8 protein-coding genes and 5 pseudogenes are annotated in these 13334 nt (G+C 53.3%); 9 read left to right on the top strand and 4 right to left on the bottom strand.

The features are described 5' to 3' along the window. Positions 1 to 2 precede the first annotated feature (2 nt). The 6 genes and pseudogenes from glmS (at position 3) to SD626R_RS14810 (ending at position 6727) form a co-directional block, all read left to right on the top strand. On the top strand, positions 3 to 1877 hold the full coding sequence (gene glmS / locus SD626R_RS14835) for a glutamine--fructose-6-phosphate transaminase (isomerizing) (protein ID WP_092567095.1): 1875 nt from the start codon (positions 3 to 5) through the stop codon (positions 1875 to 1877). A 117-nt stretch (positions 1878 to 1994) separates the two neighbouring features. Further along, a pseudogene (locus SD626R_RS17545) lies at positions 1995 to 2270 on the top strand (hypothetical protein). A gap of 788 nt (positions 2271 to 3058) precedes the next feature. After that, positions 3059 to 4852: an ABC transporter ATP-binding protein gene (locus tag SD626R_RS14825; RefSeq protein WP_092567094.1), complete on the top strand. Its 1794-nt coding sequence runs from the start codon at positions 3059 to 3061 to the stop codon at positions 4850 to 4852. Positions 4853 to 5038: 186 nt separating this feature from the next. Next, complete coding sequence (locus SD626R_RS14820) at positions 5039 to 5245, top strand: hypothetical protein (protein ID WP_275552382.1); 207 nt, start codon at positions 5039 to 5041, stop codon at positions 5243 to 5245. Positions 5246 to 5295: 50 nt separating this feature from the next. Then, positions 5296 to 5818, top strand: a pseudogene (locus SD626R_RS14815) (IS1595 family transposase); the annotation flags it as partial. Between the two features lie 75 nt (positions 5819 to 5893). Then, the gene (locus SD626R_RS14810) at positions 5894 to 6727 is read left to right on the top strand and encodes an IS5 family transposase (RefSeq protein ID WP_092567093.1); all 834 of its coding nucleotides are present in this window, start codon (positions 5894 to 5896) and stop codon (positions 6725 to 6727) included. A gap of 91 nt (positions 6728 to 6818) precedes the next feature. Here the strand turns inward: SD626R_RS14810 and SD626R_RS14805 are convergent. After that, positions 6819 to 7145, bottom strand: a pseudogene (locus SD626R_RS14805) (IS1595 family transposase); the annotation flags it as partial. A 99-nt stretch (positions 7146 to 7244) separates the two neighbouring features. On the opposite strand from SD626R_RS14805, the gene SD626R_RS16595 reads away from it, so the two are divergent. From SD626R_RS16595 to SD626R_RS14800, 3 genes and pseudogenes are all read left to right on the top strand, one after another. Beyond that, positions 7245 to 8303 (top strand): glucosamine inositolphosphorylceramide transferase family protein, encoded by a 1059-nt coding sequence (locus tag SD626R_RS16595; protein WP_137782503.1) that lies wholly within the window; start codon positions 7245 to 7247, stop codon positions 8301 to 8303. Positions 8304 to 8328: 25 nt separating this feature from the next. Beyond that, the gene (locus SD626R_RS16590; protein WP_137782502.1) at positions 8329 to 9345 is read left to right on the top strand and encodes a hypothetical protein; all 1017 of its coding nucleotides are present in this window, start codon (positions 8329 to 8331) and stop codon (positions 9343 to 9345) included. 249 nt (positions 9346 to 9594) lie between these two features. Continuing rightward, positions 9595 to 10298: pseudogene (locus SD626R_RS14800) on the top strand (IS1595 family transposase). A 203-nt stretch (positions 10299 to 10501) separates the two neighbouring features. Here SD626R_RS14800 and SD626R_RS14795 read toward each other — a convergent pair. The 3 genes and pseudogenes from SD626R_RS14795 to SD626R_RS14785 all read right to left on the bottom strand — a co-directional run bounded on the left by SD626R_RS14795 (position 10502) and on the right by SD626R_RS14785 (position 13305). Next, positions 10502 to 11326: pseudogene (locus SD626R_RS14795) on the bottom strand (IS5 family transposase). Between the two features lie 183 nt (positions 11327 to 11509). Next, positions 11510 to 12220 carry an acylneuraminate cytidylyltransferase family protein gene (locus tag SD626R_RS14790; protein WP_092567092.1) on the bottom strand — a complete coding sequence of 237 codons (711 nt, stop codon included), beginning with the start codon at positions 12218 to 12220 and terminating at the stop codon, positions 11510 to 11512. 53 nt (positions 12221 to 12273) lie between these two features. After that, positions 12274 to 13305 (bottom strand): GDP-mannose 4,6-dehydratase, encoded by a 1032-nt coding sequence (locus SD626R_RS14785; RefSeq protein WP_092567091.1) that lies wholly within the window; start codon positions 13303 to 13305, stop codon positions 12274 to 12276. Between the last annotated feature and the right edge of the window lie 29 nt (positions 13306 to 13334).

Here is a 13334-nt window from a genome sequence, read left to right as displayed (position 1 = left end):
TCATGTGTGGGATCATCGGCTACATCGGCGAGTTGCACGCTGGGGGACAGACGGACGGTAAAGAATCGAGCGAGGCGACGGACGGCGGGAAGTTCCAAAGCGTCGGCGGGATCGTACACCGCGGCCTCAAGAACTTGGAGTACCGCGGGTACGACTCCGCGGGCGTCGCGCTTGTGGGCCCGACGAGCGGGCTCACCGTGACGAAGCGGTCCGGTGAGGTCGACGGGCTGACGGTGCCGGACATCCCAGACGCGACCCACGGCGTCGGCCACACGCGCTGGAGTACGCACGGACCGCCGACGGACGCGAACGCGCACCCGCACACAGACTGTGTGGGCGACGTTGCCGTCGTCCACAACGGGATCGTCGAGAACCACGAGACGCTCAAAAGGGAGCTGGCGGGCCACGAGTTCACGAGCGACACCGATACCGAGGTCATTCCGCACCTAATCGAGGAAGAACTGACCGCCGACCCTAGCGCCGACCTGCTGACCGCTGTCCAGCGCGTTGAGGGGAAACTGGAGGGGAGCTACGCGATCTGTGCGGTGCGCGAGGACGAAGGCGAGATCGTCGTCGCGCGTCGCGGGAGCCCGCTCGTGTTGGGCCGCGGCGAGGACGCGACTTTCGTCGCCAGCGACGTGACCGCGTTCCTCGAGCACACCCGTGACGTGACCTACCTCGAAGACGGCGACGTGGCGTCGCTTTCGGCCGACGGGGTCGAAATATTCGCTAGCGGGGAGCCGGTAGAACGGGAGATCGAGACGGTGACGTGGGAGGCCGACGCCGCGGAGAAGGGCGGCTACGACCACTATATGCGCAAGGAGATCCACGAGCAACCCTCGTCGCTACGACAGACGCTCGCCGGGCGACTGGACGCCGACGGCGGCGATGTCAATCTGGACGTGTCGTTCCCGCCGGGCTTCCTTGCGGATCTGGAGGAGATCCGGATCGTCGCCTGCGGCACCTCCTACTACGCGGGGCGGTACGCCGCCCAGCTGTTCGAGGAGCTGGCGGGAGTGCGCGCGACCGTCGAGATCGCCAGCGAGTACGAGTTCGGCGCGGGCCGCACGCCCGACCGGACGCTGGTGGTCGCAGTCACGCAGAGCGGTGAGACGGCCGACACGCTCGGGGCGGTCCGGCGTGCGAACGCCGCGGGCGCTCGGACGTTCGCGGTGACGAACACCTTGGGGAGTACCGTCACGCGAGAAGTCGACGGGACGGCATTTATCAGGGCCGGCCCGGAGATTGGGGTGGCCGCGACGAAGACGTTCGCCTCGCAGGTAGCGACACTCGCGATGCTCGCGGTCGCCGTGGGGCGGGACCGGGGAGCGTTGGCGGCGGCAGACGCGCGGTCCGTGCTGGAGGATCTGCAGGGGTTGCCGGGCGCGATCCAGCAGGTGCTCGATGACGAAGAGCAGGTACGGGAGGCTGCCCGCGAGTACGGCGACAGTGAGGCGTTCTTCTTCGTCGGGCGGGCGCTCGGTGTGCCCGTGGCGTTGGAGGGGGCACTAAAGCTCAAGGAGATCTCGTACGACCACGCCGAGGGGTTCGCCGCGGGCGAGCTCAAACACGGTCCCCTTGCGCTCGTGACACCCGAGACGCCCGTGCTGGCCGTGTTGACCGACGGTGCGCGGGCGGCCGAGACGATGAACAACGTCACCGAGGCCCAGACCCGCGGCGCGCCCGCGCTGGGGTGTGTCTCGGCGGGTGACGAGTACGACACGCTTGATGTCGCGTTCGACGTGCCGGACGTCGGGATCGTTGAGCCACTGGTGGCGAATGTGTACCTTCAGCTGTTCGCGTATCACGTCGCGAACGAGAAGGGCCGGCCGATCGACAAGCCGCGGAATCTAGCGAAGAGCGTCACCGTGGAGTGAGCGGTTTCGGCGAGACACTCAACATCGTCGGAACGTCGTTCGTCTCTTTCACACCCGTTGAGCGGGTATCATGCTTTCGTGGATACGTTTACCAGATTTTAGAAGATACTACGACACATGACGACCACAATAAAAGTCCACGACGATGCGAAAACCCGTCTGGAAGAGCTACAGGCGAAGATTCGCCTGCAGACGGGACAAAACGTCACATAGCAAGAGCTGCTGGCGCGGCTCATCGACGACGCGTACGAGTCGCGCGAGGCGGTGATGGATTCGTTCCATGAGTCGTCCGTTCCGCTGTCAGACGAAGAGAAGGCGGTAATGCGTCGCGGTCGGTTCAATTCGGGCGTAGAGACCGACGAGGACGGCATTAACGATGTGCTGTACGGATGACTGTCCTACTTCGACACCAACGTGTTGTACGCAGATTACGACGGTGGCGCGTCGCGACACGACGCTGTCAGCACCGCGCTCGAAGCCGTGTCTGACAGGGAATTCAGCCAGCTGTGTATTAATGACTGAATATACGATGAACTGGTAACGCTCACGCCTAAGCGGAGCGGAGCGTTCACCCCCACACAGTGGATTTGCGGGAAGGTCCGCGCTTGCGATTCCTATCCTGACACCTACGAACTACTTTGCGTCTCCGCAGCGGTGTTCCCCGGTGCGAACATGTAAGAGGGATATGACGGCAGTCGTGACTCAGGGTGTTGTTGATATGAACTGCATCAGTGTCCATTGCGTCGATAGCTGAAAAATCATTTCTAGACCTACTAATAGAAACGCAATCCAATTACTGTCAGATCCGATAGAGGAGATATAGACACAAGTGAGAGCGGACGATGAGAACTGGGCGTTCGCTACTGACAAATCGTGAACGCTAGATTGTCGACAGCGAGCAAATATCGACGATCTGATCGTTATTAAATGGTCAGCCGTGTTCGATAGCGGTTTTCACGACTTGAGGGAGATCTCAAAGTGATGAAAAAACATGGTGGGCCAGCTGACGAAGTGCGAGAGATCGTATATTAATACTCTAAGTGAGGGGTACCGGAAAATAGATTAAATCAGGCTTCAACTATTTGGTTTGCTTAGTAACTCTTTCACAAAACAGGGTGATTTCACGGACAAGTATACTTCACAATCGATATACACGCGGACGGGCAACTCCCTCCAATTCGATGACCTCTGCTGATGAACTCTCGTGGAGAGAAAAAATCACTGCCCTCCGTCGCGTAGCGGCCTATCGTCCCATATTCACCCTCGGTCTGGTCCTGTTCGGTGGCCTCGCGGCGGTTCTTGAAGGTGTTGGCCTGGGATTCATTTATCCGATTCTCGAAGTCGCCCAAACAGAAGGGCCCGTTGAGGGCGGTGGTCCCGTACTCGATACCTTCCTCGCGTTTTACGAGTTTGTCGGCCTCCCATTCACGCTTGGCTATCTGATTATTGGGGTCGGGCTCGTGATGATCATCCGGTACACGTTCTCCTTCCTGGTGGCCTGGTTGCGGGCTATTCTCGCGAAACACTACGAAAAATCGCTTCGCACCCGAGCCTTCGAGAGCGCACTCGACGCCCGGATCGGATACTTCGACGAGGAAGGATCGGATGACGTGCTCAATGCCATCATTACTGAAACGCGGTATTCCGGCCGCGTCATCCGCGACGGTGTCCGGACGATGGAGTATGTGTTCCTCGTCACAGTTTACCTGGGCGTCATGCTGTACATCACGCCGACGATGACCGGACTGGCCATTGTCCTTCTTGGCGGGATCACGATCCTGCTACGCTTCGTCATCGAGCCTGCGGTGACAGTAGGTAATCGTGTTGCCGAGGCAAACGAAGAGGTCCAAGAGGCGGTTCAGGCTGGTACCCAGGGGATCCGGGACGTCAAGCTCTTCGGGCTCTCAGATGAGGTGTTTTCCTCGTTTCGCGAGTCGATCGAGCAGTACGCCAGTTCGAGTGTCGATATCACCCGGAACAAGGCCGCTATTCAGAACTACTATCAGCTCGCCGCCGCCTTGACCATCTTTGTCCTCATCTACGTCGGCTTTACCTACTCGGGACTCTCGCTCGGCGAGCTCGGTATTTTCCTTATCGCGATGTTCCAGTTAGCCCCACGAGTGAGTTCGCTCAATAGCTTCTTTTACAATCTCGAAGGGAATATCTCGCATCTCGTTCGGACCCAGGAGTTCCTCGATCGACTCAATGAAAACATCGAGCCGGACTGCGAGAAGGCAGTTCAGTCCGTCAACGAGATCGAGTTCGATGACGTCCATTTCGCCTACGAGCCTGAGGAACCAGTCCTCCAAGGCATCTCATTCGAGGTTGAGCGCGGCGAGTTCGTGGCCTTCGTGGGTCAGTCCGGCGCTGGCAAGTCAACGATCGTCTCGCTTCTGGCCCGACTGTATGACCCAGATGAGGGTGATATCCGGGCTGATGGCACCTCAATCGAGGAATACGACATTGACCAGTGGCGTGAACGAATCGCCGTGGTTCGCCAACAACCCTATATTTTCAACGACACCCTCGAAGCCAACGTCACGATCGGTAATCGGGACGCCATCCGCCGGGAGGTCGAAGAGGTCTGTGAGATCGCGAAAGTCGATGAGTTCCTAGAGGAACTCCCCGATGGGTACGACTCCCAACTGGGTGACGACGGCGTTCGGCTCTCTGGTGGGCAGCGCCAGCGGGTTGCGCTCGCTCGAGCCCTTCTCAAAGACGCAGACTTCCTCGTACTGGACGAGGCCACGAGTGATCTTGACTCCAATCTCGAACGGCAGGTCCAGCGTTCGATCGAGGCGATGGACCGGGATTACGGGATAATCGCCGTCGCTCACCGTCTTTCGACGGTCAAAAATGCGGATCGCATCCACACCGTCGATGCCGGTGAAATCATCGAGTCAGGCACTCACCGGGAACTACTCGACACCGAGGGGGAGTATGCTGAACTGTACGCCATCCAAGCAAAAGAGTGATCGAAAACGAGGAGCAGCAAGCGAAATCTCAAGAATAGCTCAATGCCATCACCGCCAATCACAGTTCGCGCCAGAGTTAGCGCCACCCGTTACAACTGAGAAAGCTATTAGATGATGTGTTAGTCACACCGCGGCCTTTACTCAGATGTAAGAACTGTTTATTAGCTACACATACAGCTAGATGTTATGGCGGAGCAAATCCAGTTCGGGGATCGTTCGATCGCCCCCGATTCACCGGCCTACGTGATTGCAGAAGCAGGGGTCAATCACAACGGAAGTATACAAATTGTGAAGAAGTTGGTTGATATTGCCGCAGAAGCTGATGCTGATGCGGTTAAATTTCAGAAACGAACGCTCTCGGGTAGAGGATTGTTGGTGAGTTCCCAGCAGTAGCTGGAAGTCACAACGGACAAAGGTGACGCGACCCCGTCACCCGACGAATGATGTTCCCAATCAAGACGTTCGTCTCGGAGTGTCGGGCCGCGAATCTGCTGACACAGATTAGCTGGCGTGACGGCGTTTATTGCCCACGCTGCCGTGGCGAGTCTGTGATTCGGTACGGCAGCTATCGGGCGTTTAGTGATCTCTATCTAAGGATTGCGACCGCATAATCAACGATCAAACTGGCACCGTATTCAAACATTCTGCGGTCGCACTCAGAAAGTGGTTTCTCGCCGTCTACACCTACATCCGCTTGAACACGAGTCTCAAGCAGCTAGACGCAGAGATCGACGTTTCTTACAAGACGGTCTACCAGCGTGTCCAGCGCTCACAGGAAACACTGGACGCGCCTCAACCACACTTCAGATTCCCTGTTGAGATCGACAAATCATATATGAGAGCGGGTCTCAAGGGTCGCGAGCTCGACCAACACGTCCGCGCGGCCTGTCCACGCGTGGGCGTGGAGCATACGCTGAGGACAAGCTCCCTGTGTTTGTTCTCGCAGATTGCGGTAGTGGTGAACGGCTGTGTTGAATCGCTATACGGCAGCGAAGTAGGCCACTAAATCAAAGGAGTTGAAGCGGGAAGATTCGGTTGCCTATGACACAAATCTCCCGCTTCATCGGGGAATTTGTGCCGGTTGCTCAAAGAGCTACTGGCGATGGAGGCGAATCCGCCGCCACCGTCCGGGGCGGCGGATTCGCCGACTACGCACTCGTTTCCCTCTATTGTCTCCGGATTTACCTCGATACGTCGTACCGTAGGACGATCGACTTGCTCAAAGAGATGCCACAAATAACCGGAGAGATCGGCCTCAGCGCGGTCTATCTCCCCGCTCCGTCAACGTTGTGTAAGGCGTTCGACCGGATCGGCATGAGCGTCTGCCGAGTGCTGCTGCGCCAGTTGGCGCAGCTGCACGATCTCTCTGAACACGCCGCCATTGACGCCACGTTCTACGACCGCTCACCAGCCAGCCGCCACTACTGCCAGCGAATCAGCTACCGCGTCCAGAAGCTCAAAGTCACGAAACTCGTCGATACAGCGTCGCAGGCCGTCATTGACGTTCACTGCTCAACGAATCGAGAAGGAAGCGACGCAGACCTCGCAAAGCAGATCGCCCGCCGGAACGCGGGCAATCTGCGGTCTCTTGCGGCTGATAAAGGCTATGACAAGCAATCGCTCCGTGAAGGCCTGCGTGAGCTCGGGATCAGACCGCTGATCAAGCACTGCATTTTCGCACCGTACGACCACGCGCACAACGCCAGAATCGACCATAACCGCTACAACCAGCGCTCAATGAGCGAAACGGTGAACTCGGCTGTCAAGCGCTCGCTCGGCTTCGCCGTGCGAGTGCAGTCATGGTGGTTCCGCGAGTTCTACGAAATTGCGCTGATGTGTGTCGTCTATAACATCAGATGCTTCGTCAAACAGTGAATTTCCACGGCTTACAGCGATTCAACACAGCCGTGTGAAGTATATTGTTGGTAAGTCAGAGAACTGCTCGGACAATCTGTTTCAGTGTTTCTCAACCCAGTTTACAGAGGATTCGTCGCCGAAGCTGGAACGGTCTGAGATAAGCTGTGAGTTTGTGTCCTTTGAGACGCCTCTCGCACGTGTTCACGTGCGCGTCTCATCAACGTACTCACCGTCATCATGAATTATTGATTCTCGGTGGAAACTCTCGTCATCATCGAGTGGATCCTAGGCTCGAAGTCCGTCAGTATAGACGGTCAGCGGCTCCTTCTCGCGGTTTTCAAAAAGGAGTCGCACGGTCGCTTCGTTGGCGGATTTCGCCGGGAACATATCGCTGACCGCTGCCGAAATCAACGAGCGTGAACAATGTCGGTTTGTCCCCTTTACGTATCGTTCCTGGTCGCGTCGGCTAACAGAGCTCGCGGAGTCCATCTTGAACACGTATATTTTAACTAAATAAAAAATAGAGTATATTAGGATGGGATGGAGTGAGTTATTATTACGTGGTTTGAGGAATCCAAATAAAGTTCCGCCGTTCGTTTATTACAAAATTAAACAACGTTGGAGAATATTATCAAATCGACTACCACCCCTGTGGAGGTTCAATAAAAAAGACAGCTATGAGAGTCTAACTGTTGAACCTCATCCTCAAGTTCATCAGCCAGCACTAGACGGAAGTGAAATAGAAGATTTTGCTGTAGATTGGGTTGCAGATCCATTTATACATTATGAAAATGGCAAATATTATTTATTTGCTGAAGCAGCGAAAGCAGGCTATCCAAATAATGGAGCGTGCCTTGTTTGGTACGAATCAGATAATGGATTATATTGGTGTTATAAAGGTGTTTTACTTGATATGCAACCCAACTCTGATATGACTGATTCCTACCCTCAATTAATATCGCACCAAGGAAAGCGGTATATGGTGCCATCATTTGCCCGAGGAAGGGAAATAAATGATTTGCAAATTTACAATTTTAAGCATTTCCCTAGTGAATTAAAATTGGCTGATACTGCAATTCATGGAGAAATTAGGGGTGATCCAACCCTTTTCCAGTGGGATTGGGATTGGTATTGTATTTTTGAAGATTTTGATTATAACCTTCGCCTGTATTATTCAGATTCGCTAATTGGTAGCGGTTGGTATGAACATCCTAGCAGCCCGATAGAGAATAAACAAGATCTCCGACCCGGGGGAAAGCCAATTGTGAACGATGACTTTATTGACTTTTTTGTTCAAGGCCCTCGTTCAAAGAGGACCAATTTGTTATATTATCGGATAACAGAACTCTCTCGAGAGTCTTTTCATTGGGAAGAGGTCCGAACCTCTCCTATTCTTTACCCTGCTAGTCATCAAGGCAAATGGAACGAAACAAATATGCACCACATCAGTCATACGTGCTCCAACGGCGAAGCTCCAATAATTGCTGTTGATGGGCAAGACAGAAACAATGATTATGCCATAGGAGTTTATCAGGTATCGCCACAATCTACCTATCAAATATCTTCGACTGAACCAGCAGACCATCAACTATAGGTAGATTAAGCCAATTAACCTATCTATGATCCCTGAAAAGTTATCTATTAAAAATCTACAAAAGGGTATTCACGATCCTTCCTTGCTTAGAGCAGAATTCAAACGGATTATAAATAGTGGTAGCCCAAAGAATATCAACAAGGCATTGAATAAACGCCTATACCAGAAAAAGTATAATAATCAATTCGATGTTATGTCCCAGGATTGGGATAATTTGATCATATTAGACGGATTTAGATACGACTACTTCGAAAAGTACAATGACATTAATGGAGACTTAAAACAGGTCATCTCACAAGGTTCACATAGTACTGAGTTCCAGGAAAAAACCTTTGTGGGGAAAAAATTCCACGATACAATATATATAACTTCGAATCCACATTCACCCCGCCTGATCGATGATAACATTTTCTACTTGATGGAATCGGTGTATGGAAAAGATAGGGGTTCACACCCGCGGGAACACTACCCAGAAAGAGTCATTGAAATGTCATTGCCTATCATTAAAGAAAACCCTAATAAACGACACATAATTCACCTAATGCAACCAAATGTTCCCTTCTTTGGTCCCACCGCTGAAAGTATTAGAGAGCGACTATTTCAGGAAGAAGACATAGTCTTCGCAGGAATGGAGCCATCCGATTTACCAAGCTCATTTTCACCTAATGAAACAGTTGGAGAATTAAAAGAAGCCTGTGAGAAAGGGTATATATCTGAGAAAGAACTTAAGAAATCATATGTCGAGAATATTCAGATAGCTCTCAATTATGCCAAGAAATTGCTTAATGAAATGGAAGGTAAAACTGCAATTACAGCAGACCACGGTGATATGTTTGGAGAACCACTTCCACCCCTGAATTTCAAGCATTTTAGTCATAAGAGAGACCTATATGTTGACGAACTTCGACAAGTACCGTGGTTGGTTATTGAATCGGATAACAGACGGGAAATTCACGCAGAGAGCCCTCAAAAAGATCGCACGGTTGATGAAGGAATTGTAAAAGATAGATTAGAACAGCTAGGCTATCTCGATTATGTGTGAAATTTTTGATTCTACTCATATCCCAGTATTTATAAGAATATTTTGATTCCGTTTTTGAGGATAGTGTGTACTAATCAACCGAGGAACAGAACCTCACAAAGCTAGTTAACTAATACGCTCTTGGGTAGAGGATTGTTGGTGAGTTCTCAGCAGTAGCTGGAAGTCACAGCGGGCAAGGGTGGCGACCGAATCACCCGACAAACGATGTTCCCTATCAAGACGTTCGTCTAGGAGTGTCGCGCCACGAACCTGCTTGAACAGGTTCGCTGGTGTGACGGCGTCTATTGACCACGCTGCTGTGGCGAATCTGTAATTCGGTACGGTAGATATCGAGTATTTTAGCGGTATTTTTATAATGATTGCAATCAAATTCTCGATTATCAGACAGGCACCGTTTTTGAACACTCAGCGGTCGCACTCAGGAAGTGGTTTCTCGCGGTCTACACCTACATCCGCTTCAACACGAGTTTTAGACAGTTAGACGTAGAGATCGATGTTTCCTACAAGACGGTCTACCGGCGCGTCCAGCGCTTCCTGCGAGCGCGACCAGTCGTCGCGCTTGCGTAGCCTGTCCACGCGTGGGCGTGGTACATTCGCTGAGAACAAGCTCCCTTTATTTGTCCCCGCAGATCGTGGTAGTGGTGAACAGTACGTGATCCCAGCGAAAGCCGCGACCGAATCGAAGATTCGACTCCTGCTGGCTGACTGCCAGCAGGAGTCGTTAACTGTCTATATTGACGGCTTTTAGACGTATGAATCCCTTAAGGAGGACGAGTATGTTGATCGAGATGCCCACGTGAACACTTGCGAGAGCCACGGGTCGCTGGCGCGACAGTGGCTTCCGCCACATCGGGGGTCTCTAAAGATAGACTCACACCGTATTTTTGAGGTCTCAGCTCCGCCGTAAAGTGTTCCGCAAACCAGGGAAAAAGGCGCTCGAAACCGTGCTGTGACTCACCAACAATCTACGCCACAAGAGCGTTCTTCATGCTGTCACGGTGCTTAGATCGGTTAATTTCACGTGCTTACTGCACTTGTTGATGCGCGATCTCACTCAGCCCCTGCTTCTAATTCACGCACCAGGGGCTTAGTAGCAGGATTTTCATAGAGTCAATTTCCTTCGCAATTGCCGTGTTGAATAGATGCTGAGTCATGGTTACAGAGGTTCACAGACCGGTTCTATGTTCGAGATGGCGAACATGAGGACAATTTCACGGAACTGTCGATACCAGCCCAGCGCTCGCACGGCATCGCCGAGCGAGCGCTTCGTTGTCGAATACGAAGTCTCGGCCATCCAGCGCTGTGAGTAGCCTTTTGCACGGATGAGCGCGTTATGTCCCAGCGTGAGTGGCCTCGATCCACGCTGTAGGATGAGTGGTTCGACGCCAAGCGCGTAGAACTCGTACTTTGTGATCCAACTGTGGAAGGCTTTGTCAGCAGCCACCGAGAGCAGGTCGTCCGCGTTCCGGCGGACGACCTGCGGCCCAGTCTTTGTATCGTGTTTCTACCGGGCAGAGATGTGTACGTCAAGAACGGCGAGCGACTCTCTATCGGTTAGCGTCGTGACTTTCAGCGTTTGAATATTGCTTCCTGACTGCTGGCGGTAATACGACGAGGCAGAGCGGCGGTCGAAGAACGTGCTGTCGAGTGCGGCGTGGCCAGACTGCGGGTGCTGCTGCGCTGAAACGCGCAGCAGCGCCCGCCATACCCACATTTTCAGCCGGTCGAACGATTTGTAGATCGTGCTGTAGTCTGGGAGGTCGTCAGGATCTAAGCCGAGTGCGTCACGGATCTCGGCCATGTACTTCAGCCGATTCGGCGTCTCGCGGTAGTTGTGGTCGTCTTCAAGCCGAAGACAGTGGAGAACGACGTGTTTCCAGCGGGCGAACCCGCCGCTGGCGGGCTCGCCCGCGTGCTTCCCCAACGCTTGTTTGACTAGGCGACGACACTGCTCAACGAAGTCGAGGAGATCGACCTCCATAGCCAGAGTCGAATTCCTCGGCTTCGCCTTTCTACTCCGTGATAACCGCTGATTAGATCGCTATTCAACAGGGCATTCGCAATAGCATTCATCTGTAGCTCTCGCCGTCAACAGTCTTTTTCCAAGAGCTTCGTTCTAATATGAAATAAAAAGTGGTTCTGGCTTGGAGTACGACTACGCGGGCTAATCGGACGACAACCGTTCTAGCAGACACCGAGCGAGCTCAAGGTCGGCAGGTTCGTCGATATCAACCGAGCGCTCAGGCGGCATCTCGTAGCCCAGAGTCCGGTCGAGATAGAAGGAACCGTACCGCTCGAACGCGTCGGTTCTGGCAGCAAATATCCCACCGTTGGGGTACTGGAGGTCCGGCAAGTCCTGACTCCGTGGAGGATCATCCGTCCAGAGGGTTTCAGCATCGAAGAATTCGTGTAGATATGCGTCGTCGTCTCGTTCGACGGCCCAGAACGGCGAGGGGTCAAACGCCGTGATAGAAATAATCGACTGGGCCGCCGGGCGGTCGTGGAGTTGTACCACGGCGTTATCAATGTCCGTGGCCGTCCGAAGTGGCGTTGTCACCTGCAACATCATAACGATATCCGGGCGACCACGCTCCCGTTTCGCCCAGTCGAGAGCGTGTTCAACGACTGGCGGACTCCGGGCGGTATCTGTAGCTAGTTCTGCCGGGCGTTCGAACGGGACGAGCCCGCCGTGGTCTTCGGCGACGGCGGCGATATCTGGATCATCAGTTGAGACGACAGCCTCGTCTACCAGGTCGGCGTCTGCCGTTTGCTGAATGGTATGTGCGATGAGCGGTTTCCCAGCCAACTCGCGGACGTTCTTGTTAGGCACGCGCCGGGATCCACCACGGGCTGGAATGACCGCGAAGACGTTCATTGGTAGCTTGCTCCGGCTATTGGATAAAAGAGTGCTTGATTCGAGTTGTGAACTTATGTTTCGGACCAGAGTTGGTCTTCAAGTGTTTTTTCCCAAGTCCACTCGCCGTGTTGTTCGTACCACTCGACAGTTCGAGCCAGCCCGTCCTCTAGAGAGACGGTCGGCTCGTAATCGATGAGTTCCTTGGCTTTCGTGTAGTCACAACAAAGCCGCTGCACGTCAAGCGGACGGAATCGTGAGTGTTCGATGTCTATTTTGATGTCGTCGTGGTTCATAAGCTCAGCGGTCATATAGGCGAGTTCCTCAACGGTGAAGTCATCACCGTAGCCGAGATTGACGGCTTCTCCTTCGGCGTCAGGACAGTTGATGAGCTTTGTGGCACCACGGGCCGCGTCGGTAACGTACGTGAGATCACGGCTTGCCTCGACGTTCCCCAGTGAAAGTTCGTTCGAGTCTGCCAGCTGTGCGATGAGTTCGGGAATAATGTAGGGGTGAGTTTCACGTGGACCATAGCAATTGAATTGCCTAAGGATGACAACGGGGATGTCCTGTTCGTGATAGAGGGTAAACGCTAATCGGTCTGAGGCGAGTTTGCTGACCGCGTAGGTAGATTGTGGGTAGGTTCGGTGGTCTTCATCGATGGCTTCGGTCTGGGCTGTCCCGTATACTTCTGAGGAGGAGTATAATAGGACCCGCTCGACATCCGCTTCGTTACAGGCGAGCAAGATCCGGAGTGTCCCGTTGGCGTTGACAGAGAAGAATTCCTGTGGTCGGTCATAGCAGCTTGGGATGTACGGCTCTGCCGCAAGATGGAAGACGTAATCTATATCTTTCGAAATAAGAAGGTCTTCGAGGTCTGAACGCAGCAAATCCCCGCTTATGATGTCGATTTGATCATCGATATCGATTGAGGAACCGTCGAGTTCAGAGACGATATCTTGAAGATTTTTGATACTCCCGGTGACAAAGTTGTCTAGAACCGTAACCTCGTTACCATTCTGAATGAGTTGCTTGACGATTGTGGAACCAATAAACCCAGCACCACCGGTTACAAGTACTGACTCATCCGAAAGCTCGGAAACCATATTATGATATTGTTACCGGATTAATTGAA

It is taken from the genome of Halorubrum sp. SD626R (assembly GCF_001261915.1).
In the GTDB taxonomy this organism is placed as follows: Archaea; Halobacteriota; Halobacteria; order Halobacteriales; family Haloferacaceae; genus Halorubrum.
The sequence above is the reverse complement of the archived record's forward strand: the minus strand, read 5'-3'. Positions and strand labels throughout refer to the sequence as shown.

Coding starts and splice junctions, on each gene's coding strand:
- glmS (WP_092567095.1), top strand. CDS start 3: ATGTGTGGGATCATCGGCTACATCGGCGAGTTGCACGCTGGGGGACAG.
- SD626R_RS14825 (WP_092567094.1), top strand. CDS start 3,059: ATGACCTCTGCTGATGAACTCTCGTGGAGAGAAAAAATCACTGCCCTC.
- SD626R_RS14820 (WP_275552382.1), top strand. CDS start 5,039: ATGGCGGAGCAAATCCAGTTCGGGGATCGTTCGATCGCCCCCGATTCA.
- SD626R_RS14810 (WP_092567093.1), top strand. CDS start 5,894: ATGACACAAATCTCCCGCTTCATCGGGGAATTTGTGCCGGTTGCTCAA.
- SD626R_RS16595 (WP_137782503.1), top strand. CDS start 7,245: ATGGGATGGAGTGAGTTATTATTACGTGGTTTGAGGAATCCAAATAAA.
- SD626R_RS16590 (WP_137782502.1), top strand. CDS start 8,329: ATGATCCCTGAAAAGTTATCTATTAAAAATCTACAAAAGGGTATTCAC.
- SD626R_RS14790 (WP_092567092.1), bottom strand. CDS start 12,220: ATGAACGTCTTCGCGGTCATTCCAGCCCGTGGTGGATCCCGGCGCGTG.
- SD626R_RS14785 (WP_092567091.1), bottom strand. CDS start 13,305: ATGGTTTCCGAGCTTTCGGATGAGTCAGTACTTGTAACCGGTGGTGCT.